Source organism: Nocardioides sp. zg-1228 (genome assembly GCF_017086465.1).
In the GTDB taxonomy this organism is placed as follows: Bacteria; Actinomycetota; Actinomycetes; order Propionibacteriales; family Nocardioidaceae; genus Nocardioides.
This window is the reverse complement of record NZ_CP070961.1, coordinates 2,978,539-3,001,289: the sequence shown is the minus strand read 5'-3', so window position 1 is coordinate 3,001,289 and position 22,751 is coordinate 2,978,539. Positions and strand designations below refer to the sequence as shown.

Here is a 22,751-nt window from a genome sequence, read left to right as displayed (position 1 = left end):
CGGGCGGTCGGGACGGGCGTCCCGACCGGTGACCCATCATGGCCGACCAGTCGCGACGCGGCGAGGACGGTGACGTCCGTGCCCGTGGAAGGCTCGCGAGTGCGGCGCCACGGACCCGTGTTGTGACGGTCACATCGCGCGTCCTAGGGTCGATGCGTGGCCACGCCTGAGGAGACCAAGGACCAGCAGCTCAAAGCGGCGACGGCGGACCGTCCGGAGTGGGGCGACCTGCTCCGGGCCTACTACCGCCACGTCGCTCCGGAGGAGGTCGCCGAGCGGTCCCCGGACGACCTGCTCGGCGCCGTGGCGTCGCACCGCGAGCTCGCCTCGGCGCGACCGCAGGGCACCGCCGCCGTGCGCGTGGTGACCCCCACGATCGCCGGCTCCGGCTGGTCGGCGTCGGGCCGCTCCGTCGTCGAGGTGGTCACCGACGACATGCCCTTCCTCGTGGACTCCGTGACGATGGAGCTCAACCGCCTCGGGCACACCGTGTACGCGGTGGTCCACCCCCAGCTGGCCGTCGAGCGCGACATCACCGGCGCGCTCCAGCACGTGCACGCCCACGAGCCCCGGGCCGCGAGCAGCGACACCACGGAGGCTCCCGAGGCCACCGAGTCGTGGATGCACCTCGAGATCGACCGCACCGACGACGAGGAGGCCGCCGAGATCACCGAGGCGCTGCAGCGGGTCCTCCGCGACGTGCGCGAGTCGGTCGAGGACTGGCAGAAGATGCACGCCCAGGCCCTCGCCGTGGTCACCGAGCTCGACCAGGCGCCGCCGCCGCTGCCCGCGGAGGAGCTGCGTCAGGGCCGCGACTTCCTCACCTGGCTGGCCGACGACCACTTCACCTTCCTGGGCTACCGGGAGTATCGGCTCGAGGCCGAGGAGGGCGCGCCCGAGGAATGCGGGCTCCGGGCCGTGCCGGGCTCCGGGCTGGGCATCCTGCGCCACGACCAGGACCTGTCGACGTCGTTCGCCAAGCTGCCCCCGCTGGTCAAGGCCAAGGCTAGGGAGAAGAGGCTGCTGGTGCTGGCGAAGGCCAACTCGCGCGCCACCGTGCACCGTCCGGCCTACCTCGACTACGTCGGGGTGAAGACGTTCGGCCCCGACGGCGAGGTGGTCGGCGAGCGCCGCTTCCTCGGCCTGTTCTCCAGCGCCGCCTACACCGAGTCGGTCACCCGCATCCCGGTGCTTCGCGAGAAGGTCACCGAGGTGATGCGCCACGCCGGCTTCGACCCGCGCAGCCACGCCGGCAAGGCGCTGATGGACACCTTGGAGAACTACCCCCGCGACGAGCTCTTCCACACCTCGCCCGACGAGCTGGCCCCGGTCGCGCAGGACGTGATGAGCGCCCGCGAGCGCCGCCAGCTGCGCGCGTTCGTGCGCCGCGACACCTACGGGCGCTACGTGTCGGTCCTCGTCTACCTCCCGCGCGACCGCTACAACACGGCCGTGCGGGAGCGGTTCTCCGAGATCCTGCGCGAGCAGCTCGGCGGCGAGCACGTCGAGTTCACCGCCCGGGTCAACGAGTCGACGACCGCGCGGGTGCACTTCGTGGTGCACCCGCCCAAGGGCGCGCAGGTGCCCGAGATCGACGTGCCCGACCTCGAGCGGCGGCTGATGGAGGCCTCGCGCTCGTGGCGCGACGACTTCGTGGCGGCCGTGGTCGCCGAGTACGGCGTCGACGAGGGGTCGACGCTGGCGCGGGCGTGGTCCGAGGCGTTCCCCGAGGCCTACAAGGAGGACTACCAGCCCCAGCGCGCCTCGGCCGACCTCGGGCGCATCGAGGCCATCCAGGGCGAGGAGGGCATCGACCTCGCGCTCTTCGACCAGGACGAGGTCCGCGGCACCTACCGGCGAGGCGAGTCGCGGCTCAAGGTCTTCCGCGTGGGCGAGCCCCTGTCGCTGAGCGCGATGCTGCCGATGCTCACCTCGATGGGCGTCGAGGTCGTCGACGAGCGGCCCTACGAGCTCAGCGGGCTCGCGCGCCCGTCGTTCATCTACGAGTTCGGCCTGCGCCACGGCCGGGTGCTGGCCCCCCGCGAGCGAGCGCTGTTCGCGGAGGCGCTGCGCGCGGTGTGGGACGGCTACAACGAGATCGACGGCTTCAACCGGCTCGTGCTCGCGGCCGGGCTGACCTGGCGCCAGGCCACCGTGCTGCGCGCCTACGCGAAGTACCTCAAGCAGGGCAACTCGCCCTTCGCGCTCGACTACATCGAGGAGGCGCTGCGCAGCAACGTCGACATCACCCGCCTGCTCGTCGAGCTCTTCGAGGCGCGCTTCGACCCCGGCCGCGACGGCCGGGCGCTCGAGCACGACGCGGAGGCGCGCGTGGCGAAGGTGGAGGCGGTGGAGGAGCGGCTGGCCAGGGCCCTCGACGACGTCGTCAGCCTCGACCACGACCGCATCCTGCGCTCCTACCGCACGCTGATCCGCGCGACGCTGCGCACCAACTTCTTCCAGCGCTCCGCCGACGGCGACGTGCACCCCTACATCTCGTTCAAGCTCGAGCCGTCGGCCATCCCCGAGCTGCCCGAGCCGCGACCGCGCTTCGAGATCTTCGTCTACAGCCCGCGCGTCGAGGGCTCCCACCTGCGCTTCGGCGCCGTCGCGCGCGGCGGCCTGCGCTGGTCGGACCGTCGCGACGACTTCCGCACCGAGGTGCTGGGCCTGGTCAAGGCGCAGATGGTGAAGAACACCGTGATCGTCCCGGTGGGGGCCAAGGGCGCGTTCTTCTGCAAGCAGCTCCCCGACCCCTCCGACCGCGACGCGTGGCTGGCCGAGGGCGTGGCCTGCTACCGCATGTTCATCTCGGGCCTGCTCGACATCACCGACAACCTCGTCGACGGCCGGCCCGTGCCGCCCCGCGAGGTGGTGCGCCACGACGGCGACGATTCCTACCTCGTCGTCGCGGCTGACAAGGGCACCGCGACGTTCTCCGACATCGCCAACGGCGTGGCCAAGGACTACGGCTTCTGGCTGGGCGACGCCTTCGCCTCCGGCGGGTCGGTGGGCTACGACCACAAGGCGATGGGCATCACCGCCCGCGGCGCGTGGGTCTCGGTCCAGCGCCACTTCCGCGAGATGGGCGTCGACTGCCAGACCGAGGACTTCACCGCGGTGGGCATCGGCGACATGTCCGGCGACGTCTTCGGCAACGGCATGCTCTGCTCCGAGCACACCCGGCTGGTGGCGGCGTTCGACCACCGCGACATCTTCATCGACCCCTCGCCCGACGCCGCGACGTCGTACGCCGAGCGGCGCCGGCTCTTCGAGCTGCCGCGGTCGAGCTGGCGCGACTACGACACCTCCCTCATCTCCGAGGGCGGCGGGGTGTGGCCCCGCTCGGCCAAGTCGATCCCGGTGTCGGCGCAGGTGCGCCAGGTGCTCGGGCTGGGCGCCGACGTCACCGCGCTCACCCCCGCCGAGCTGATGAAGGCGATCCTGCTCGCGCCGGTCGACCTGCTCTGGAACGGCGGCATCGGCACCTACGTGAAGTCCTCGGAGGAGACCAACGCCGACGCCGGCGACAAGGCCAACGACGCGATCCGCGTCAACGGCGAGGACCTGCGGGCCCGCTGCGTGGGGGAGGGCGGCAACCTCGGCTTCACCCAGCTCGGTCGCGTGGAGTACGCCCGGTTCGGCGTCAACGGCGACGGCGGGCGGATCAACACCGACTTCATCGACAACTCCGCCGGCGTCGACACCTCCGACCACGAGGTCAACATCAAGATCCTGCTCGACCGCGTGGTGCGCGCGGGTGCGATGGACGAGGACGCGCGCAACACGCTCCTCGCCGCGATGACCGACGAGGTCGGCGAGCTGGTCCTGCGCGACAACTACGAGCAGAACCTCGCGCTCGCCAACGCCCAGGCGCACGCGCCGTCGCTGCTGCACGTGCACGAGGAGTGGATGCGCGCGCTCGAGCGCCGCGGCGTGCTCAACCGCGAGCTCGAGGGGCTGCCCAGCACTCGTCAGGTCCGCCGCCGCCTCGACCGCAAGCAGGCGCTGTCGACGCCCGAGCTCTCGGTGCTGCTGGCGTGGACGAAGATCGTGCTGGCCGAGGAGCTCATCGACTCCGACCTGCCCGACGACCCCTACCTGCGCGAGGACCTGCTGGGCTACTTCCCGAGGCAGATGCTGCCCGACCTCGAGGCGGCCATCGAGGACCACCCCCTGCGGCGCGAGATCATCGTGACCCAGGTGGTCAACGACCTGGTCAACGGCGCCGGCATGACGTTCTGGCCGCGGCTCCAGGGCGAGACCGGCGCGAGCCCGGCCGACCTGACCCGTGCCAACTTCGTCGCGCGCGAGATCTTCGGCTCGCTGCCGCTGCGCCAGGAGATCGCGGCGCTCGACAACCAGGTGCCCGCCGAGCGGCAGACCCGGATGCGCATCGAGATGCGCACCCTCGTCGAGCGCGCGTCGCGCTGGCTGGTCACCAACCGGCGGCCCCCGCTCGACTCGAGGGCCACGGTCGAGTTCTTCCGCGAGCGCGTGCAGACGGTCATGGCCGCGCTGCCGGAGATCATGAGCGGGCGCGAGCTCGACGACTACCAGGCCCGGGAGAAGCGGCTGACCGACCAGGGCGTCCCCGCCGACCTGGCGTCCCGGGTGGCGGTGCTGGCCTCGGCCTACGCGCTGCTCGGCATCGTGGAGACCGCCGACCGGCTCGACCTCGACCCCGTCGAGGTGGCCCGGGTGCACTTCGCCCTGGGCGAGCGACTGGGGCTGCCGGCCATGGTGGAGCGGATCTTCGGCCTGCCTCGCGACGACCGGTGGCAGACGATGGCGCGGGCCGCGGTGCGCGACGACCTCTACGGTGTGCACCAGCAGCTCACGGCGCAGGTGCTGGAGTCGACCGACGCCGCCGACCCGGCGCCGGCCCGGGTGGCGGCGTGGGAGGAGGCCGACGCGCAGCTGGTCGGGCGGGCGGCCAAGACGCTCGAGGAGATCTGCCGCGAGGAGAGCGCCGAGCTGGCGCGCCTGTCCGTCGGCCTGCGGGTGGTGCGGGGCCTGCTGTCCTGAGGGGCGGCCCCGGGCCCGGCTGTGCGCCGGGCCCGGGCCGGCCAGGACTCAGAACAGCAGGAGCGCCGCCACCACGCCCGCCGCGACGACGGCACCACGGAAGACCGCGTCGGGCAGCTTGCGACCGATGCGCGCGCCGACGTAGCCGCCGACCAGCGAGCCGGCCGCGAGCAGCACCACGACGTCCCAGCGCGGGTCGGCCACGACGGCGAAGATGGCGCCCGCGACGATGTTGCCGACCATCAGCGACAGGGTCTTCAGCCCGTTGACGACGCGCAGCTCGAGGTCGGTGCCGATGCCGAGCACCGCGACCATCATCACCCCCGCGCCGGCGCCGAAGTATCCGCCGTAGACGCCCGTGATCGTGGCGAAGACGGTGGTCAGGGGCGACATGTGACGGCGCTCGGCCAGGGCGACGCCGTGGCGTGTCTCGTGGCGCGCCCGCAGCCAGGCGGCGATCCGCGGCTGGATGCCGACGAGCAGGCAGGTGAAGAGGATCAGGTAGGGCACGATCGCCTCGAAGACGCCGGGTGGCAGTCCGATCAGGAGCGCGGCGCCGAGGATCGCGCCGAGGCCGCAGACGACCATGATCACGTACGCCACGCGACCCGCCTCGCGCACCTCCTGCCGGTAGCCGACGACCCCGCCGAGCCCTCCGGGGATGAGCCCCATGGTGTTGGAGACGTTGGCGACGACCGGGGGCAGCCCGAGGCCGACGAGGACGGGGAAGCTGAGCAGCGACGCGACCCCGACGGTGGACGACAGGACGCCGGCGGCGAGCCCGGTCGCCACGACCAGGACCAGCTCCGCGGGACTCACTGCTGCTCGCGGAGGAGCGCGACGTCGCTGACCAGCGCCACGTGCGCGTGCATCGCCTCGGCCGCGCCGGCCGCGTCCTGCGCACGGATCGCCTCGGCGATCGCGCGGTGGCCGGCCAGCGAGTCCTGGGGGCGGCCCGGCTGGCCGAGCGACTCCAGCCGCGTCTCCTCGACCAGGTCGCCGATCTCGTCCATCAGCCGGGCCAGGAGCAGGGAGTGCGACGCGGCGGTGACCGCGCCGTGGAAGCGCTCGTCGCCCTCCACGCCGCGCCCGCCGGCCTCGATGTCGGCGGCCATCGCGTCGAGGGCGTCGTCGATGCGCGCGAGGTCGTCGTCGGTACGACGCACGGCGGCGAGCGCGGCGATCTTGGTCTCGAGGGCGTCGCGGGTCTCGATGATCTCGGGCAGCCGGTCGGCGTGGCTGCGGATCGCGTCGACGATGCGGCGCGTCGTGCGGTGCCCGGCGGTGACGACGGTGCCGTCGCCGTGGCGCACCTCGACCACGCCGATCACCTCCAGCGCGACGAGCGCCTGGCTGAGCGTGGCGCGGCTGACGCCGAGGCGCTGGGCCAGCTCGCGCTCGGGGGGCAGCCGGTCGCCCGCCGTCAGCCCGTTGTCGTCGATCCAGGCCGAGATCTGCCCGGCGACCTGCTCGTAGAGCCGCGTACGGAGCAGGCGCTGGGGGAAGGAGGACGACTCGGACATGTCTCCAGCCTATTGACGATCCGGCTCATTGTCCTATTGGCTAGGCCACTGCGCCGCGCTGTGACCAGGGCCACCCCCCGAGGCCCCGCCGTGCCGGCCCTCTACTCGGAAGGGGACCGCAATGGGTCCGGAATGGATTGCGATCATCGCGCTGGTCGCGTTGTTCGTGGTCGGCACGGTGCTGCCGATCAACATGGGCGCGCTGGCCTACGTGGCCGCGTGGTTCGTCGGCATGTACGCCCTCGACCTCGACGAGAAGGAGATCCTGGCCGGCGTCAGCGGCGACCTGATCCTGACGCTGATCGGCGTCACCTACCTGTTCGCCATCGCCCGCAACAACGGCACCGTCGACCTGATCGTGCGCACGGCCGTGCGCGCCGTCGGCGGACGCGTGGCGCTGATCCCGTGGGTGATGTTCGCCGTCACCGGCGTCCTCACCGGCATCGGCGCGGTCAGCCCCGCCGCGTGCGCGATCATCGGCCCGATCGCGCTGGGCTTCGCCGGGCGCTACGGCATCAGCCCGCTGATGATGGGCATGTTCGTCGTGCACGGCGCCCAGGCCGGCGGCTTCTCGCCGATCAGCATCTACGGCGTCATCACCAACTCGGTGATGGAGGACGCCGGCCTGCCCTCGAGCGAGATCACCGTCTTCCTCGCCAGCCTGGTCGTCAACACGGTGATGGCCGCGATCCTCTTCGTGGTCCTCGGCGGCCGCAAGCTGATGGCGCTGCGGATCGACCCGGACGACGACGACACGCTCGACGACGACCTGCACCGCGGCGGAGTCACGGTGCCGGCGCGGGGGATGGGCGCGACCGCCCCGGTCGGCACCCAGGCCCAGGGCGTGCGCCGCGACCAGGTGCTCACCCTGGTCGCGTTCGTCGGGGTGGCCCTGGTCGCCCTCGTCTTCGACAAGAACATCGGCTTCGTCGCCATCACGGCCGCGGTCATCCTCGCGATGCTCTCGCCCAACGAGCACAAGGACGCCATCCGCCAGGTGGCCTGGCCCACCGTGCTCCTCGTCGCCGGCGTCAGCACCTACGCCACGATCCTCACCACCGCCGGCTCGCCGGAGTTCGTCGGCAGCTGGGCCGCCGGCCTCGGTGCGGCCGCCATCGGTGCCCTCGTCCTCTGCTACGTCGGCGGCGTCGTGTCGGCGTTCGCCTCCTCGACCGCGCTGCTGCCGGTCATCATCCCGATCGCCGTGCCCCTCATCGCCGACGGCGGCATCAACGCGGCGATGTTCGTCGCGGCCCTCGCCGTCGCCTCGACCATCGTCGACGTCAGCCCGTTCTCGACCAACGGTGCGCTCATGCTCGCCAACAAGCCCGACACGATCGAGGAGCCGGTCTACTACAAGCAGATCCTGACCTACGCCGTGATCGTCACCCTGGCCGGGCCGCTGCTCGTCTGGGCCGCCCTCGTCCTCCCCGGATGGTGAACCCCGACATGACCGACGCGACCGCATCCCCGACCGGCCCGCTCTCCGACCTCCTGGTCGTCGACCTCACCCGCGCGCTCGCCGGCCCGCACGCCACCCAGATGCTCGGCGACCTCGGCGCGCGGGTGATCAAGGTCGAGGCGCCCGGCAGCGGCGACGACACCCGCGGCTGGGGACCGCCGTTCGTCGGCGAGCCCGACGCGCGCCAGTCGACCTACTTCCTCTGCACCAACCGCAACAAGGAGTCGATCGCGCTCGACCTCAAGGACGACGTCGACACGGACGTGCTGGTCGGCCTCGTCGAGCGCGCCGACGTGCTGGTCGAGAACTTCCGCACCGGCGTGCTGGAGCGCCTCGGCCTCGGCATCGAGGAGCTGATGCGCCGCAACCCGCGGCTCGTGGTGCTCTCCATCACCGGCTTCGGCCACGACGGTCCCGAGGGAGGTCGCGCCGGCTACGACCAGATCGCCCAGGGCGAGGCGGGCCTGATGTCGCTCACCGGGTCGGGTCCCGACGACCCGCAGCGCGTCGGCGTGCCCATCGCCGACCTGCTGTCGGGGATGTACGGCGCCTACGGCGTGCTCGCCGCGCTCCACGAGCGCGAGCGCACCGGCAAGGGCACGGTCGTGCGTACGTCGCTGCTCGCGTCGGTCGTGGGGGTGCACGCCTTCCAGGGCACCCGCTGGACCGTGGCCGGCGAGGTCGGGCGCGCCCAGGGCAACCACCACCCCTCGATCGCCCCCTACGGCCTGTTCCACTGCCGTGACGGCGCGGTGCAGATCGCGCTGGGCAGCGAGGGGCTGTGGAGGCGGTTCTGCGAGGGCTTCGGGCTCGACCCCGAGGCCGAGGGGATGGCCACCAACGGCGAGCGGGTCGCCCGCCGCGAGGAGGTCATCGAGGTGGTCGAGCGGGCCTTCGCCGACTGGGACGCCGAGCCCCTGCTCGCCCGCCTCGCCGAGGTCGGCGTGCCGGCGGGCAAGGTGCGCACGCTCGACGAGGTCTATGTGTGGGACCAGGTCGCCAGTCAGGGACTGCTCGTCGACGTCGAGCACCCCACGCTCGGCGACATCACCCTGCCCGGCCCGCCGCTGCGGTTCTTCGACGCCGAAGGCACCGAGGTCACCCGGCGCGACCACGTCGCCCCTCCGCTGCTCGACCAGCACGCCGACGAGATCCGCTCGTGGATCGGCGGGGGCGGCGCGTGACGCCGGACCCGTCGAGTGGGCGCGTCCTGACCACGCATCGGGGCCGAGTGGGCGCGTCCTGACCACGCATCGGGGCCGAGTGGGCGCGTCCTGACCACGCATCGGGGTCGAGTGGGCGCGTCCTGACCGCGGAGCACCTGTGCGACGATCCGGCATGACCTCCCCGGCTGAGCTGCTGACCCTGCCCGACGGGCGACGGCTGGAGTACCTCACCGGCGGCGCCCCCGACGGACTCGCGCTCGTCCACCACTCCGGCACCCCGAGTGCCGCGGTCGTCGACCCGTCCCTGTGGGACGCCGCCGGGCGAGCCGGCCTCCGGCTGGTCACGTGCTCACGCCCGGGATACGGCGCCTCCACCCCCCGGCCCGCGCCGGAGGGATGGCCGGTGCCGCTCGTCGCCGACGCCGACGACACCGCGGCCCTGCTCGACCACCTCGGGATCGACGAGTTCGTCACGCTCGGCCACTCCGGCGGCGGGCCGCGCGCCCTGGCGTGCGCGGCGACCATGCCGCAGCGGTGCCGGTCGGTGGCCCTCCTCGCGGGCGTCGCCCCGTTCGACGCCGCCGGGCTCGACTGGAGCGCCGGCATGGGTCCGGAGAACGTCCGCGACTTCGCGGCCGCGGCGTCCGGTCGCGAGGCCTACCTCCCGATCGCGACCGAGCAGGCCGCCGAGCTGGGCGCCGTGACGGCCGACGACATCGTCGCCGCCTTCGGTGGCCTGGTCGACGAGGTCGACGCCGCTGCCCTGACGGGCGGGTTCGCCGGGTACGTCGCCGCATCCTTCCGCCACGCCATGGCGCAGGGACCCGGTGGCATGGTGGAGGACACCCTGCAGATCGTGCGGCCGTGGGGCTTCGACGTCGCCGAGGTCACCGTGCCCACCTCGGTCTGGCAGGGCGCCCACGACAAGATGGTGCCCTTCGAGCACGGTCGCTGGCTCGCGGCCGCGATCCCCGGCGCACGGGCGCACCTGTTCGACGACGAGGGACACATCTCGCTGGTCGCGAGGTTCGAGGAGATCCTCGCCGACCTGCGCGACCTCGCGAGCGCCTGACGGCCCCGGCCCCTGACGGCCCGGCCCTCGGCCTGAGGGGAGGGTCAGCTGGCCTTCCTGGCCTGCTTCTTCGCCGCGGTCTTCTTGGTCGTGCTCTTCGTGGCGCTCGACTTCTTCGCCGCCGCCTTCTTGGCGGGCGCCTTCTTGGCCGAGGGCTTCTTCGCGGCGCTCTTCCTCGCCGGCTTCTCGTCCTCGTCGGCATCGGCGTCAGAGGAGTCGGAGTCGTCGGACGAGGCGGCGTCCTCGCCGCGGGCGCTCTTGGCGGCGGCGACCGACTTCTGCAGCGCGGCCAGGAGGTCGACGACCTCGCCGGAGGTCTTGGTGGAGGTCTCGGTGCGCTTGATCTCCCCACCCTCGATCTTCGACTTCACGAGCGCCTCGACGGCGCCGGCGTAGTCGTCCTCGAACTCGGTGGCGTCGAAGTCGCCCGACAGCGTCTCGACGAGCATGTGGGCCATCTTGACCTCCTGCGGCTTGGCGTCGTCGACCTCGACCTTGAAGTCGGGGGTGCGCACCTCGTCGGGCCACATCATCGTCTGGAGCACGATGACCTCCCCGGCCTCGGTCTCGCGCACCCGCAGCACCGCGATGGTGGTGCGCTGGCGCAGCGCGACGGTCACCACCGCCATCCGGTCGGCGTCCTTGAGGGCCTGGCGCAGCAGGGCGTAGGGCTTGGCGCCGGCGCCCTCGGGCTCGAGGTAGTAGGACTTCTCGAACAGCAGTGGGTCGATCTGCTCGCGGGGCACGAACTTCTCCACCGCGATCTCCCGCGACGACGTCGAGGGCAGCTCGGCCATGTCGTCGTCGGTGAGGATGACCATCTCGCCGTCCTCGGTCTCGTAGCCCTTGGCGATGTCGGCGTAGGCCACCTCCTCGCCGTCGAGGGAGCAGACCCGCTGGTACTTGATCCGGCCGCCGTCCTTGGCGTGCACCTGCCGGAAGGACACGTCGTGGCTCTCCGTGGCGGCGTAGAGCTTGACCGGGACACTGACCAGGCCGAAGGAGACGGCACCCTTCCAGATCGCACGCATGCACCGACGATAGCCGCCGCCACGGACGGTCGTCTCCCCTCGCGGGGTGCCGCCCGCGCGCCCTGGTGCCAGACTGCACCCCGTGCGCCCGATGCTCGCCAGCAAGACCGACCGCGTGCCCGTGGGGGCCGAGTGGCTGCACGAGGTCAAGTGGGACGGCGTACGCGTGCTCGTCGACGTCCGCGACGGCGGCGTGCGGATGACCAGCCGCAACGACAACGACGTCACCCCGGCCTGGCCCGACCTGGCCGTCTCGCCGCTCGGCGACCGCGACGTCCTCGTAGACGGCGAGGTGATCGCCCTCAACGAGCGCGGCGTCCCCGACTTCCGGGTGCTCCAGCACCGCATGCACGTGCGCAACAGCCGGGAGGTGGCCCGCCTCGTCACGGCGGTGCCGGCCACGCTGATGGTCTTCGACCTCCTGCGCCTCGACGGCGACGACCTCACCTCCCGGCCGCTGGAGGAGAGGCGGGCACTGCTCGAGGGGCTGCCGCTGGCCGACTCGGCGTGGCAGGTCCCGGCGTCGTACGACGACGGCGACATGCTCTTCGAGGCCACCCTGCAGCAGGGCCTGGAGGGGGTGGTGAGCAAGCGGCGCTCGTCGCGCTACCGCTTCGGCGCCCGCAGCGAGGACTGGCGCAAGCTCGCCCACCGCCACCGTGGCTCGTTCGTCGTCGGTGGCTGGCGCCCCCAGGTCGGCACGACCGACCGACTCGCGGCCCTGCTCGTCGGCGAGCAGACGCCCGACGGCCTGCTCTACCGCGGACGGGTGGGCAGCGGCATCGCCGGCGCCACCAGCGCTCGGCTCGCCGGACTGCTCGCCCCGCTCGCGACCGGGACGTCGCCGTTCGCCGACGAGGTGCCGCGGGTCGACGCGGCCGGCACGTTCTGGGTGGAGCCGCGGGTCGTGGTGGACGTCGACACCCACGGGCTGGGCTACGACCGGCTGCGCCAGCCGTCGTTCCAGGGCGTGCGCGACGACGTGACGCCCGAGGACCTCGCCCGAGGGGAGCGGCAGGCGTGAGCGAGGTGCAGGTCGACGTGGAGGGCCGCACGCTCACCATCAGCAACCTCGACAAGGTGCTCTACCCGCGCACCGGCACGACGAAGGGGGAGGTGCTCAACTACTACGCGCAGGTCTCCCCGGTCCTGCTGCCGCACCTGCGCGACCGCGCCGTCACCCGCATCCGCTGGCCGCACGGCGTCGAGGGATCGAGCTTCTTCGAGAAGAACGCGCCCTCCCGCACGCCGTCGTGGGTGCGCACGCACGAGGTGCCGACCACGGGCTCGCGCTCGGGCAAGGGCGACGGCACCATCCGCTTCCCGATCTGCGACGACCTCGCCACCCTCACCTGGCTGGCCAACCTCGCCGCCCTCGAGCTGCACGTCCACCAGTGGACCGTCGACGCGAGGGGCCGGCCGCGCAACCCCGACCGGCTCGTCATCGACCTCGACCCCGGCGAGCCCGCAGGGCTCCACGAGTGCGCGCAGGTGGCGCTGCTGGTGCGCGACGCGCTGGCCGAGCGCGACCTCGGCTGCACGCCCGTCCTCAGCGGGAGCAAAGGGCTGCACCTCTACGCCCCGCTGCCCACCGGCCGCGGCAGTCTCGACAGCGACGGCACGACGGCCCTGGCCAAGGAGGTCGCCGAGGAGCTGATGAGGGAGCACCCCGGGCAGGTCACGAGCGTGATGACCAAGGCCAAGCGGCCGGGCAAGGTGTTCCTCGACTGGTCGCAGAACTCCGGCTCCAAGACGACCATCTCCCCCTACTCGCTGCGCGGCCGGGAGCGACCCACCGTCGCGGCGCCGCTGACCTGGGCGGAGGTCGAGGAGGGGGCCGCCGACGACCTCGCGCTCGAGCAGCTCTCGATGGACGAGGTGCTCCGCCGGGTCGCCGAGCTGGGCGACGTCTTCGAGGCCTGACACCCCCAGGGGTGAGGCGGACCACGGCCGTCCGATTCGCCCCACCGTTTGCTGGAAGCGCCTCTATGCTCTCGCCATGGCTCACGACGTGCTGGTGGTGGAGGACGAGGAAGACATCGCCGTCCCCCTCATGCGCACGCTCGAGCGTGAGGGCTACGAGGTCAACCGGGTGTCCGTGGGCTCCGAGGCCGTGTCGTTCGCGGTGGGCGCGGGTCCGGCGCTCGTGATCCTCGACCTGGGCCTGCCCGACATGGACGGCATCGACGTATGCCGCCAGATGCGCTCGGGCGGCTACCTCGGCGGCATCATCATGGTGACCGCCCGCGCCGGCGAGCTCGACCGCGTCGTCGGGCTCGACGTCGGTGCCGACGACTACCTCGCCAAGCCGTTCGGCCTCGCCGAGCTCCTCGCGCGGGTGCGGGCCCTGCTGCGCCGCAGCGGCGGCGCGCCGGCGCACGACGCCACGACCGTCACCACGTCCTCGGGCCTGCGCATCGACGCGGGCTCGCGCCGCGTGCACCTGGGCGAGCGCGAGATCGCGCTGACCGCCAAGGAGTTCGACGTCCTCGCCGTCCTCGCCACCCACCACGACAAGGTCGTGTCGCGGGAGACGCTGATGACCGAGGTGTGGGACCAGAACTGGTACGGCTCGACCAAGACCCTCGACGTCACGATCGGGCGCCTGCGCAGCAAGCTGGAGGCCGCCGCGGCCGGCGAGAAGGTCGTCGCGATCCGCGGGGTCGGCTTCCGCCTCGAGACCGGCACCTGACACCCCGGGCTAGCGTGGCAGGGTGCCCGACACCCCCCAGCACCACGACGTCCTGATCGTCGGCGGCGGCAACGCCGGCATCTCGCTCGCCGCCCGCCTGCTGCGTGACGGGGCCCCCGACGTCGCCGTGGTCGAGTCCCGCCCGGTGCACCGCTACCGCCCGCTCCTCAACTACGTCGGCGGTGGCGAGGCGACCATGGCGTCGCTCTCCCGCCCGGCGGATCGGGTCGTGCCCGAGGGTTGCACGGCGCTGCGCGACGAGGTCGTCGCGGTCGACCCGTCCGGGCCGTCGGTGGAGACCCGCTCGGGTCGCCGCCTCACCGGCACGACGCTGGTGGTGTGCCCCGGTCTCGACGAGGACTGGGACGCGACCCCCGGCCTGCGCGAGGCGTACGCCAGCGGGTGGGCGGCCTCGACGTTCGACGACGACACCGCCGCGGGGGTCTGGCCGGCGCTGCGCGGGGTGCGGTCGGGGCGCGTCGTGTTCACGGTCCCGCCCGAGCCGGCGCCGTGTGGCGCGACCGCGCTCAAGCCGCTCTTCATGGCCTGCGACCACTGGCGCCGCGTGGGCGTGCTGCCCTACGTCGACGTCTCGGGGGGAGCCCTGCGCAAGCAGGTCGCCGTGCTGGCGCCCAACCTCCTCGCCGCCCGCACCGGGGGGCCGATGGCGCACTACGACGGCTACACCGTCATGCCGATCACGACCGCGCGGCGCCGGCTCATGCTCGTCGAGGTGGACCGCGACGGCCGACCGCGGCCGAGCGTGCCGTTCCCCGACCTCACCGTGCCGCGGGCGGTGACCTGGTGGGTGGACCGGTACGCCCTTCCGCAGGTCTACTGGCGCCGCATCCTGCGCGGCCGCGTCTGAGGCGACGCGGCCGCGTGCCCGGGTCGCTCAGGCGTCCTGGTGGTCGTCCTCGACCGCCGCGCGGAGCTTGGCCTCCTCCTCGGCGGACAGGTTGGTCTCGATCAGCTCGCCGCGGATGCCCTCCTCGCGCAGGGAGCTGTGGACGCGGTCGATCACGGCGTCCGAGCTGAGCACGAAGAGCGCCGAGGTGCCCGGCGTGACCTTGGAGCGGACGTCCTTGATGAACTTGTCGTCGATGCCGATGTCGGTCAGGGCGCCGATGAGGGCGCCGGTGGCGGCGCCGACGGCGAGGCCGATCAGCGGGATGAAGAAGATGATCCCGAAGAGCAGGCCCCAGAACATCCCGCCCAACAGTCCCGGGCCCCACAGGTCGTTGGCCTGGCGCGTGCGGGGGCGCTTCTTCCCCTCGGGCCACGACACGGTGGCGGCGTCGAGCACCGTGATGAGCTCCTGGCGTTGGAGCTTGAACAACGCCTTCTCCGCCTGCTCGGCGCCTTCCGGGGTGTCGAACTTCCACACGGTCAAGGTGGCCATGTCTGCTCCTCCGAGTTCGGTCCAGTGAGTCGGCCACGGGTCGTGGTCGCGATCCCGACGCTATGTGCGGCCGACGGGGGGGAACAGGGGCCAACGACACGGGTCCCCGCGCGCTCGTGCGGAGGCGGTGCCGGTCGGGTGGCGTACGCGTCCCGGGGGCTGGTCGGGCCGGTGTCAGCCGGTGTCGGTGGACGGGCGCGGCCGGCGCCCGGCACGGGCCGGGCCGGCGGTGCGAGCGGCGTGCGCGCACAGCAGGCCGCCGATGACGAACCACGGCTCGACGGCGACCAGGAGGTAGGGCGGCATGGGCCCGTCGGGCACCAGCAGGAGCAGGGACAGCAGCCCGATCGCGCCTCGGACGAGCAGCAGGACGGCCGTGACCTGCAGGACGCGGCGCCAGCCGGGGACGTGCGTACGAGGTCGCAGCGCGAGCCAGCCGCACAGGAGGGCGCCGAGCACCGAGGCGACGGTGACGCCCCAGTTGTAGGCGGAGAACCAGGTCGTCCCGAGCGCGGCGTCGGCGGCCCCGCTCTCGGCGCCGAGACCGCCACGGCCCCCGAACGCCCAGTAGAGGTGCGGCGCGGCGAACAGCAGCGCCCACAGCGCCAGCGCGCCGTGGGCCGTGCGGGCGGCCCGCTCGTCGACCGGCTGCGGGGCGGCGCCGGACCCGGCCGGTGTCGCGATGGGCTTCCTCGTCACTCGACCATGATCGCGACGGGGGTGCTCGCAGACCATCGATATTGCAGCCGCGGGGTCGGGGGCGGCGTCGCTAGCCCAGATCGTAGGACAGCCAGATGCGGTGCACCCCGGTGTCGTCCACGGTGATCCCGCCGGTCCCCGAGATCGCGCTGAGCTCGCCCGAGCCGCTGGACGGCACGATGGCGAGGTGCTCGGCGGTGCGGTCGGTGCCGGAGGTGCTGGCGGAGTGGACGAAGTTGAAGGCCCCGCTCCGCTCGCCCAGCGATCCCTCGAACGCCTCGACCGCGACGTAGGTGCCGACACCGGTCGTGTCGTCGAACACCGAGGTGAAGACGGTGGCGGAGCGGCCGGAGAGCTCACCGGCGAACTCCTTCAGCATCACCGCCACACCGATGGGCAGCCGCGCGGTGATCGCCGGCTCCGGACTGATCGAGGCGGGCTGGAACTCCGCCACCGTGAAGGTCGCTTCGGCACGCATCGCGCGAGACTAGTGCCGTGGCTGCCGGGCACGCACCTGCTTTCCGGGGGCTGGTGCGACGGGTCACCGCGATGCGGCGCCCCGCTGGACGACACGCCACCACCGGCGACGGGCGAGCCTCGTTCGTTCGGCGTGCTCGGCTGCGCGGATGTGGTCCTGCGCGATGGCGAGGAACATCTCGGGATAGGCATCTCGGAACGGCGGCATCAGGGGTACTCCTTCGGGTCGTCCGGATCCGCTGTCGCCGGAACCGGGTCTACTCGTCCGACGAGGACCGAGGCGCCACCATCGACAGACCGGTCGACGACCTGCCGATCCCACCCGGGTCCTGTCGATCGTGGCGCCGGCGGTTCGTCGTAGGAGTAGACAGACCCCGGAGAGAGCACGAGAGGACGCGCGCGATGGCGAAGTACATGATCCTGATCTACGGCGACCAGCAGCAGTGGGACGAGATGACGCCCGAGGGGCAAGAGGCTCTCTACGCGGCGCACGCGGCCTTCGCGGCGTCAGCGGGGCCCCGGATCCTCGACAGTGCCGAGCTCCAGCCCCCACCCATGTCGACGACGGTGCGCTCGGATGCCGGCGGTCGGATCGTCACGACGGACGGGCCCTTCCTCGAGACCAAGGAGGTCCTCGGCGGCTACTACGTCCTCGAGGCCGCCGACCTCGACGAGGTGCTCGCGCTGGTCCCCGGGCTGCACGAGGTGCATGCCCACCACAGCGGCGTCGAGATCCGCCCGCTGGTGGACCACGGATGAGCGGTGAGGTCCTCGCTGCGCTCGCTGACGCGCACCGCACCGACTGGGCCCGGATCCTCGCGACCACGGCCCGGGTGACGGGGGACCTCGGCCTCGCGGAGGAGTGCACGCAGGACGCCTACGCCCGCGCGCTGGAGACGTGGTCGCAGTCGGGCGTTCCGTCGCGGCCGGCCGCCTGGCTGACGCAGGTCGCCCGCAACCGGGCGCTCGACATCGTGCGGCGCGACTCCGTGTGGCGGCGTTCGCTGCCGCAGCTGGTGCAGAGCGCGTCGGTGCCGGGCCCGGAGGACGGTCTCGACGACGACCGGCTGCGGCTCATCTTCACCTGCTGCCACCCTGCGCTCGCTCGGGAGGCCCAGGTCGCGCTGACGCTGCGGCTGGTCTGCGGGATGTCCACCGTCGAGGTGGCCCGGGCCTTCCTCGTGCAGGAGTCGACGATGGCCGCACGGATCACGCGGGCGAAGAAGAAGATCGCGGTGGCCGCGATCCCCTACCGGGTGCCGACCCCCGACCACCTGCCCGAACGCGTCGGAGCCGTCCTCGAGGTGGTGCACCTGATCTTCACCACCGGGCACACAGCACCCGTCGGGACCCAGCTCGTGCGTCACGACCTGGTCGACAACGCCATCGGTCTCGCCAGGTTGCTGCGCACGCTCATGCCGAACGACCCGGACGCCGCCGCCCTGCTCGCCCTCTTCCTCGTCAACGACGCGCGGCGTGCGACACGGGTGGGACCCGAGGGCCGGCTCCGCGTCCTGTCCGAGCAGGATCGGTCGCAGTGGGACCGGGCCGCGATCGCGGAGGGCACGCGCCTGCTGAGCGCGGCGCTCCGGAGCGGCCCCCCGTCCCGCTACGCCCTGGAGGCAGCCGTGGCGGCGGTCCACGCCGAGGCGCCGACGTGGGAGGCGACGGACTGGGGGGAGATCGTCGACCTCTACGACGTCATGCTCCGCCGCTTCCCCTCCGCCGTCGTCGCGCTGAACCGTGCCGTGGCCGTCGGCCTCCGGGACGGCCCGCGAGCCGGGCTCGAGGCGCTCCGGCCGCTGATGGACGAGCCGGCACTGGCGACGTACGGCGGATACCTCAGCGCCGCGCGGGCCCACTTCCTCCTGAGCCTCGGCAGCCACCGGAAGGCGCTCGAGGCGTACGAGGAGGCGTTGGCGCTCACCGACAACGAGGCGGAGCGTCGATTCCTCGCCGGGCGGCTCGAGGAGGCGCGGCACGGCCCCACGACCGCGCAGGACCGGTGACGACCCGGTCCGCGACGACCTTTCGGGCCGCGGTCAAGTCATAGGGTTCGTCAGCAGACGCCGATGAGTTCCACAGCGGCGAGCCGATCCTGGTCGTGGCGTGCATGGCGTGGGTGAACGCCGGACCGGGCAACGACCTCGTCATCGCCGAGGCCGAGTCCGGCGACCGCGACGGCGCTGAGATGGGCACCCCGGAGTGCGGCACGTACCGCGCGGTCGTGAACGGCGGCCGGGGCGACGACACGATCAAGGGCACCCCGGGGGACGACCACCTGGACGGCGACCGCGGCCGCGACGCCACCGACGGCCGCGGCGGGCGCGACACCTGCGACGCCGAGCGCCGGGTGCGATGCGACCGTCGCACCTGACTGGCACGGCCCTCTGCCCGTACGCAGCCAGGGACGCTGTGCGGACCGGGTGGTCAGGATGACCGCCGAGCGGCCCTCCATTCGTCGAACGCCTCGCGCGACGTCCTGGTCGGGGTGTACCCGAACACCGCCTTCAGGCGCGTGTTGTCGAGCACCGGGCGATACTGCAGGAACCGCGTCTGCTCCGGTCCGTACGGGGAGAGGCCGACTCGCGACGCCACGGCGAGCGCGCCCCGCAGGACCGGCTCGGGGACGGTCAGCACCGGCTTGCCGAGCAGTCCGGCGATCTCGGTGATCGTCAGCGCGCCGTCGCCCGCGACGTTGAAGACGCCGGTGACCGACCCGGTCACGGCCCGCTGGATGATCGCGACGACGTCCTCGTCCCAGATGAACACGAACGGCGACTCCGACCCGCGGATCCGCAGCAGCCGCCTGCGCTCGAACAGCGCGGTGATCTGGTTGTCGACCGACCGCCCGAGGATGGTGCCGATGCGCAGCACGACCTGCTCCAGGGAGGGGTAGGACGCGAGCATCTCCTCGACCAGCCGCTTGTGGTGGCTGTAGGCGAACTCCTCGTTGCCGCGGACGGGCTGGTCCTCGGTGATCCAGGCCGGGTTGTCCGCGTGGTAGCCGTACGCGGCCCCGCTGGAGGAGACGACCACGCGCCGCACCCCGGCGGCGACACAGGCGTCGAGGACGTGGCGCGTCCCGGTGACGTCGACGGCGTGCTCGAGCTCGCGGGTGGAGCCCGGGCCGGGGGTGACGATCGACGCGAGGTGGACGACCACCTCCGGCCGCTCGGCCGAGATGACCTGCGAGACCTGCTCCGCCGAGGTCACGTCCATGACCACGCTCGGTGGCCGCAGGTCGGTGCTCACCACCTCGTGTCCGGCCGCGGCCAGCCCGCGCACGACCGACGAGCCGAGGAACCCGCCGCCTCCGGTGACCAGGACCTTCATGCGGTCACCTCCGCCGAGGTCGTGGCGGGTGCCGTGCCGCGGACCCGCCGCCAGGCGACGGCGACGGTGAGCCCGGCGATGATGTCCCAGATGCCCCACCAGGCCGCGACCAGCGCCATGCCCCCGAGGCCGTCGAAGTAGGTGAACACCAGCAGCAGACCGAGCCCGGCGTTGCGGATGCCGACCTCGAAGGTCATCGCCCGGACGCTGCCGTCGGGCAGGCGGGCGCCCTTGCCGACGGCGTACCCGAGCGCCAGGGCGAGCGCGTCGTGCAGGAACACCGCGATCAGCACGACCCCGATGTAGTCGACGAAGACGTCCCAGTTGTTGGCGACGCCGATGACGATGATCCCGGCGAGCGCGACGTAGGACAGCGGTCCGACGATGCGGTGCCCGACCGCCGCGATCCGGGGCCACAGCCGGGCGATGGTGATGCCGAGGGCGAAGGGGACCCCGATGACCAGCCCCACCTCGACGAGCATGTCGCTCGCCGAGAGCGAGATGTCCTCGAGGATCGCCTTGCCCGTGGGGTGCAGGCCGCCCCAGAACGCGACGTTGAGCGGCATCAGGAAGATCGCGAGCACGTTGCCGACCGCGGTCATCGACACCGACAGCGCGACGTCGCCGCCGGAGCGGTGGGTGAGGATGTTCGAGACGTTCCCCGGCGGGCAGCAGGCCACGAGGATCAGCCCGAGTGCGAGTGAGGCGCGCAGGTCGAGCACCAGCGTGAGCAGGAAGGTGATCGCCGGCAGTGCGAGGAACTGGACGAGCACGCCGACGGTGATAGCGAACGGGCGCCTGAGCGCGACCGCGAAGTCCTCGAGCCTCGTGTCCAGCGCGATACCGAAGAGGATCGCGCCGATGACGATCTTCAACGTCGTCAGCGAGCCCTCCTCGAAGACGATCCTGATGGTGTCGACGTCGGTGGCCATGGGGGTCATGCCTGGAGCCTCTCGATCTCGGCGCGCACCGCGGAGCGGTAGGCGTCCTTGTTGACGTAGTAGGACATCCGCTCCAGTCCGAGGTAGCGGTATCCGCCCGAGAGGTCCGGCCGGGGCCCGCCGACGCGGGCCTCGAAGTCGCGTGCGGCGGCCGGGTTGTCGCTGCGCGCGCGCAGGTACGCCGCCACGAGCTCGGCCTGCTCGTAGCGTCCCTGCCAGCCGATGCCGGAGGCCTCGATCATGCCGAGCACGAAGAGGTCGGGGTCCTCCTGCGTGAAGATGTTGAGGTAGAGGTCCGGCGCGCTCCCTCGGCCCTCCCAGCGCAGCAGCGCGGGGTCCAGGAACGGGTAGTGCAGGTGGTAGCCGGTGGCCAGCACGATCACGTCGTACGCGCTCGTGCTGCCGTCGACGAACTCGACCTCCCCTCCGGCGAACCGGCGGACGTCCGGCCGGACGGCCAGGTCGCCGTGGCCGAGGTGGTGCAGCACCAGCGAGTTCACGATCGGGTGCGACTCGTAGATCTTGTAGTCGGGCCTGGGGAAGCCGAACTTCACCGGGTCACCGGTGAACAGCTTGAGCACGCGGGAGTCGATCGCCTGCTTGATCCGCGGCGGCAGCGGCCTGCCCTGGTTGAGGGTGTCCGCGGGCTTGCCGAACAGGTACTTCGGGACGAAGTAGTAGCCGCGCCGCACCGACATGTCCACCGAGGCCGCGTGGTGGACCGCGTCGACGGCGATGTCGCACCCGGAGTTGCCGGCGCCGATGATCAGCACCCGCTTGCCCGCGAGCACCGTAGGCGACTTGTAGGCGCTGGTGTGGAACATCTCGCCGTCGAAGGATCCCGCGAACGCCGGCACCGACGGCTCGCTGAGCGTCCCGTTGGCGGCGATCACGCCGGCGTGGCGGCGTTCGACGGTCCCCGCCGGACCCGTGGAGACCACCGTCCAGGAGCCGTCGCCGGTCGGCCGCGCGGAGACGACCTCGGTGCCGAACGCGAAGCCGTCGGTCAGCGAGTAGGTCTCGGCGAAGTTGCGGAAGTAGCCGAGCAGCTCGCGGTGCGAGGGGTAGTCGGCGACGTCGGCGCGCATCGGGTGCTCGGCGAACTGCGTGGTGGTCTTCGACGAGATCAGGTGCGCGGACTCGTAGACGGTGCTCCGCGGCCCGCCGATGTCCCAGAGTCCGCCGACGCCGGACGCCAGCTCGTAGCCCGACCAGGGGATGCCGGCCTTCTGGAGGTTACGGGCGGCGGCCAGGCCCGAAGGGCCGGCCCCGATCACGGCGTAGGTGTCGCGGGTGTCGTGGGTCACGCCGGGCATGATGTCGGCATGCGCCCCGTGCTCGCCACTCCGGGGCGACACGCGCACCCTCCACGCCGACAGCCCGCGTGAGGGCTGCTCTCCACAGATTGGTCCAGACCTCTGTTTTGCGCCCGCTCGGTGCGGGTAGTTTCCGAGTGCCGGCAACCTTCTCGGGATGGGGGCACCACCATGACGCTGGCGCGTCCAGACACCGCAGACAACAGCATGGTCGAGGCCCTCGACGCCCGCGTGCGCGAGCAGGTGCGGCGCGAGGGTGTCGACCCGCAGCGCGAGCCGGCCGTCGTGCGCCGCATCGCCGAGGACGTGGTGCGCGCCCACGACGAGCTCAGCCTCACCGGAGCGGTGGCCCCGATCGCCGACGACGGTGCGGTGGTCGGCGAGCTGGTCGCCCGGCTCTCCGGCTTCGGCCCGCTCCAGCCCTATCTCGACGACCCCGAGGTGGAGGAGGTGTGGATCAACGACCCGACAATGATCCGTAACAGGTGGCCTCATGTTGCTCGACTGGGCTAGCCCGGGTCACGGATCCGTGCTGCATCGTGCTGCAGCGGTGATGACTTCTGCGGCATCGTGCGGGAACTTTGCGGCGACCCTCCCGCCGACGCC

Annotated in this window: 22 protein-coding genes; 12 read left to right on the top strand and 10 right to left on the bottom strand. The window is 72.4% G+C overall.

Going from position 1 to position 22,751, the window contains the following annotated elements; genetic code table 11:
* Window positions 1-156 precede the first annotated feature (156 nt).
* Window positions 157-5,028 carry an NAD-glutamate dehydrogenase gene (locus tag JX575_RS14430; protein WP_186340621.1) on the top strand — a complete coding sequence of 1,624 codons (4,872 nt, stop codon included), beginning with the start codon at window positions 157-159 and terminating at the stop codon, window positions 5,026-5,028.
* 48 nt (window positions 5,029-5,076) lie between these two features.
* Here JX575_RS14430 and JX575_RS14425 read toward each other — a convergent pair whose 3' ends face one another.
* Together JX575_RS14425 and JX575_RS14420 are read right to left on the bottom strand one after the other, a co-directional pair.
* Window positions 5,077-5,847 (bottom strand): sulfite exporter TauE/SafE family protein, encoded by a 771-nt coding sequence (locus tag JX575_RS14425; protein ID WP_186340622.1) that lies wholly within the window; start codon window positions 5,845-5,847, stop codon window positions 5,077-5,079.
* Window positions 5,844-6,551, bottom strand: a complete 708-nt coding sequence (locus tag JX575_RS14420) for an FCD domain-containing protein (RefSeq protein WP_186340623.1) — start codon at window positions 6,549-6,551, stop codon at window positions 5,844-5,846. The genes JX575_RS14425 and JX575_RS14420 overlap by 4 nt, the downstream gene beginning before the upstream one ends.
* Window positions 6,552-6,672: 121 nt before the next feature.
* On the opposite strand from JX575_RS14420, the gene JX575_RS14415 reads away from it, so the two are divergent.
* The 3 genes from JX575_RS14415 (at window position 6,673) to JX575_RS14405 (ending at window position 10,251) form a co-directional block, all read left to right on the top strand.
* Window positions 6,673-7,992 (top strand): SLC13 family permease, encoded by a 1,320-nt coding sequence (locus JX575_RS14415; protein ID WP_186340624.1) that lies wholly within the window; start codon window positions 6,673-6,675, stop codon window positions 7,990-7,992.
* A gap of 8 nt (window positions 7,993-8,000) precedes the next feature.
* Window positions 8,001-9,197 carry a CoA transferase gene (locus tag JX575_RS14410; protein ID WP_186340625.1) on the top strand — a complete coding sequence of 399 codons (1,197 nt, stop codon included), beginning with the start codon at window positions 8,001-8,003 and terminating at the stop codon, window positions 9,195-9,197.
* A 154-nt stretch (window positions 9,198-9,351) separates the two neighbouring features.
* A complete protein-coding gene (locus JX575_RS14405) occupies window positions 9,352-10,251 on the top strand; it encodes an alpha/beta hydrolase (protein WP_186340626.1) in 900 nt (299 codons plus the stop codon).
* 44 nt (window positions 10,252-10,295) lie between these two features.
* Here JX575_RS14405 and JX575_RS14400 read toward each other — a convergent pair whose 3' ends face one another.
* A complete protein-coding gene (locus tag JX575_RS14400) occupies window positions 10,296-11,282 on the bottom strand; it encodes a Ku protein (RefSeq protein WP_186340627.1) in 987 nt (328 codons plus the stop codon).
* Between the two features lie 91 nt (window positions 11,283-11,373).
* Here JX575_RS14400 and ligD (JX575_RS14395) point away from each other — a divergent pair, with 91 nt between their 5' ends.
* From ligD (JX575_RS14395) to JX575_RS14380, 4 genes are all read left to right on the top strand, one after another.
* The gene (gene ligD / locus JX575_RS14395; protein WP_186341213.1) at window positions 11,374-12,306 is read left to right on the top strand and encodes a non-homologous end-joining DNA ligase; all 933 of its coding nucleotides are present in this window, start codon (window positions 11,374-11,376) and stop codon (window positions 12,304-12,306) included.
* Entirely contained in the window at window positions 12,303-13,205 is a 903-nt protein-coding gene (gene ligD, locus JX575_RS14390; protein ID WP_186340628.1) for a non-homologous end-joining DNA ligase, read from the top strand. Before ligD (JX575_RS14395) ends, ligD (JX575_RS14390) begins: the two co-directional genes overlap by 4 nt.
* 76 nt (window positions 13,206-13,281) lie before the next feature.
* On the top strand, window positions 13,282-13,974 hold the full coding sequence (locus JX575_RS14385) for a response regulator transcription factor (RefSeq protein ID WP_186340629.1): 693 nt from the start codon (window positions 13,282-13,284) through the stop codon (window positions 13,972-13,974).
* A 22-nt stretch (window positions 13,975-13,996) separates the two neighbouring features.
* Complete coding sequence (locus JX575_RS14380) at window positions 13,997-14,842, top strand: FAD/NAD(P)-binding oxidoreductase (RefSeq protein WP_186340630.1); 846 nt, start codon at window positions 13,997-13,999, stop codon at window positions 14,840-14,842.
* A gap of 27 nt (window positions 14,843-14,869) precedes the next feature.
* Here JX575_RS14380 and JX575_RS14375 read toward each other — a convergent pair whose 3' ends face one another.
* The 4 genes from JX575_RS14375 to JX575_RS14360 all read right to left on the bottom strand — a co-directional run bounded on the left by JX575_RS14375 (window position 14,870) and on the right by JX575_RS14360 (window position 16,760).
* Window positions 14,870-15,376, bottom strand: a complete 507-nt coding sequence (locus tag JX575_RS14375) for a DUF1269 domain-containing protein (RefSeq protein ID WP_186340631.1) — start codon at window positions 15,374-15,376, stop codon at window positions 14,870-14,872.
* 174 nt (window positions 15,377-15,550) lie between these two features.
* Window positions 15,551-16,075: a DUF3995 domain-containing protein gene (locus tag JX575_RS14370; RefSeq protein ID WP_186340632.1), complete on the bottom strand. Its 525-nt coding sequence runs from the start codon at window positions 16,073-16,075 to the stop codon at window positions 15,551-15,553.
* Between the two features lie 70 nt (window positions 16,076-16,145).
* Entirely contained in the window at window positions 16,146-16,553 is a 408-nt protein-coding gene (locus JX575_RS14365; protein ID WP_186340633.1) for a DUF3224 domain-containing protein, read from the bottom strand.
* Window positions 16,554-16,616: 63 nt separating this feature from the next.
* Window positions 16,617-16,760 carry a hypothetical protein gene (locus JX575_RS14360; RefSeq protein WP_206054407.1) on the bottom strand — a complete coding sequence of 48 codons (144 nt, stop codon included), beginning with the start codon at window positions 16,758-16,760 and terminating at the stop codon, window positions 16,617-16,619.
* Window positions 16,761-16,954: 194 nt separating this feature from the next.
* Between JX575_RS14360 and JX575_RS14355 the strand changes: the two genes are divergently transcribed.
* The 3 genes from JX575_RS14355 to JX575_RS14345 all read left to right on the top strand — a co-directional run bounded on the left by JX575_RS14355 (window position 16,955) and on the right by JX575_RS14345 (window position 18,929).
* Complete coding sequence (locus tag JX575_RS14355; protein WP_186340634.1) at window positions 16,955-17,311, top strand: YciI family protein; 357 nt, start codon at window positions 16,955-16,957, stop codon at window positions 17,309-17,311.
* Complete coding sequence (locus JX575_RS14350; protein WP_186340635.1) at window positions 17,308-18,561, top strand: sigma-70 family RNA polymerase sigma factor; 1,254 nt, start codon at window positions 17,308-17,310, stop codon at window positions 18,559-18,561. Before JX575_RS14355 ends, JX575_RS14350 begins: the two co-directional genes overlap by 4 nt.
* 113 nt (window positions 18,562-18,674) lie before the next feature.
* A complete protein-coding gene (locus JX575_RS14345) occupies window positions 18,675-18,929 on the top strand; it encodes a hypothetical protein (RefSeq protein WP_186340636.1) in 255 nt (84 codons plus the stop codon).
* A 53-nt stretch (window positions 18,930-18,982) separates the two neighbouring features.
* On the opposite strand, the gene JX575_RS14340 is transcribed toward JX575_RS14345, so the two are convergent.
* From JX575_RS14340 to JX575_RS14330, 3 genes are read right to left on the bottom strand one after another with little or no spacing between them, the layout of a single operon-like run.
* Window positions 18,983-19,888, bottom strand: a complete 906-nt coding sequence (locus JX575_RS14340; RefSeq protein WP_186340637.1) for an NAD-dependent epimerase/dehydratase family protein — start codon at window positions 19,886-19,888, stop codon at window positions 18,983-18,985.
* Window positions 19,885-20,829 carry a bile acid:sodium symporter family protein gene (locus JX575_RS14335; protein WP_186340638.1) on the bottom strand — a complete coding sequence of 315 codons (945 nt, stop codon included), beginning with the start codon at window positions 20,827-20,829 and terminating at the stop codon, window positions 19,885-19,887. Before JX575_RS14335 ends, JX575_RS14340 begins: the two co-directional genes overlap by 4 nt.
* On the bottom strand, window positions 20,826-22,136 hold the full coding sequence (locus JX575_RS14330) for an NAD(P)/FAD-dependent oxidoreductase (RefSeq protein WP_206054406.1): 1,311 nt from the start codon (window positions 22,134-22,136) through the stop codon (window positions 20,826-20,828). The genes JX575_RS14335 and JX575_RS14330 overlap by 4 nt, the downstream gene beginning before the upstream one ends.
* Before the next feature lie 180 nt (window positions 22,137-22,316).
* Here JX575_RS14330 and JX575_RS14325 point away from each other — a divergent pair, with 180 nt between their 5' ends.
* Window positions 22,317-22,658, top strand: a complete 342-nt coding sequence (locus tag JX575_RS14325) for a hypothetical protein (RefSeq protein ID WP_186340639.1) — start codon at window positions 22,317-22,319, stop codon at window positions 22,656-22,658.
* The last annotated feature ends 93 nt before the right edge of the window (window positions 22,659-22,751 follow it).

What these genes read in the sequence shown, in the direction of transcription:
- JX575_RS14420 (WP_186340623.1), bottom strand. Translation starts at nt 6,551, where the DNA reads ATGTCCGAGTCGTCCTCCTTCCCCCAGCGCCTGCTCCGTACGCGGCTC.
- JX575_RS14415 (WP_186340624.1), top strand. Translation starts at nt 6,673, where the DNA reads ATGGGTCCGGAATGGATTGCGATCATCGCGCTGGTCGCGTTGTTCGTG.
- JX575_RS14410 (WP_186340625.1), top strand. Translation starts at nt 8,001, where the DNA reads ATGACCGACGCGACCGCATCCCCGACCGGCCCGCTCTCCGACCTCCTG.
- JX575_RS14405 (WP_186340626.1), top strand. Translation starts at nt 9,352, where the DNA reads ATGACCTCCCCGGCTGAGCTGCTGACCCTGCCCGACGGGCGACGGCTG.
- JX575_RS14400 (WP_186340627.1), bottom strand. Translation starts at nt 11,282, where the DNA reads ATGCGTGCGATCTGGAAGGGTGCCGTCTCCTTCGGCCTGGTCAGTGTC.
- ligD (WP_186341213.1), top strand. Translation starts at nt 11,374, where the DNA reads ATGCTCGCCAGCAAGACCGACCGCGTGCCCGTGGGGGCCGAGTGGCTG.
- JX575_RS14385 (WP_186340629.1), top strand. Translation starts at nt 13,282, where the DNA reads ATGGCTCACGACGTGCTGGTGGTGGAGGACGAGGAAGACATCGCCGTC.
- JX575_RS14375 (WP_186340631.1), bottom strand. Translation starts at nt 15,376, where the DNA reads ATGGCCACCTTGACCGTGTGGAAGTTCGACACCCCGGAAGGCGCCGAG.
- JX575_RS14365 (WP_186340633.1), bottom strand. Translation starts at nt 16,553, where the DNA reads ATGCGTGCCGAAGCGACCTTCACGGTGGCGGAGTTCCAGCCCGCCTCG.
- JX575_RS14360 (WP_206054407.1), bottom strand. Translation starts at nt 16,760, where the DNA reads ATGCCGCCGTTCCGAGATGCCTATCCCGAGATGTTCCTCGCCATCGCG.
- JX575_RS14355 (WP_186340634.1), top strand. Translation starts at nt 16,955, where the DNA reads ATGGCGAAGTACATGATCCTGATCTACGGCGACCAGCAGCAGTGGGAC.
- JX575_RS14350 (WP_186340635.1), top strand. Translation starts at nt 17,308, where the DNA reads ATGAGCGGTGAGGTCCTCGCTGCGCTCGCTGACGCGCACCGCACCGAC.
- JX575_RS14340 (WP_186340637.1), bottom strand. Translation starts at nt 19,888, where the DNA reads ATGAAGGTCCTGGTCACCGGAGGCGGCGGGTTCCTCGGCTCGTCGGTC.
- JX575_RS14335 (WP_186340638.1), bottom strand. Translation starts at nt 20,829, where the DNA reads ATGACCCCCATGGCCACCGACGTCGACACCATCAGGATCGTCTTCGAG.
- JX575_RS14325 (WP_186340639.1), top strand. Translation starts at nt 22,317, where the DNA reads ATGACGCTGGCGCGTCCAGACACCGCAGACAACAGCATGGTCGAGGCC.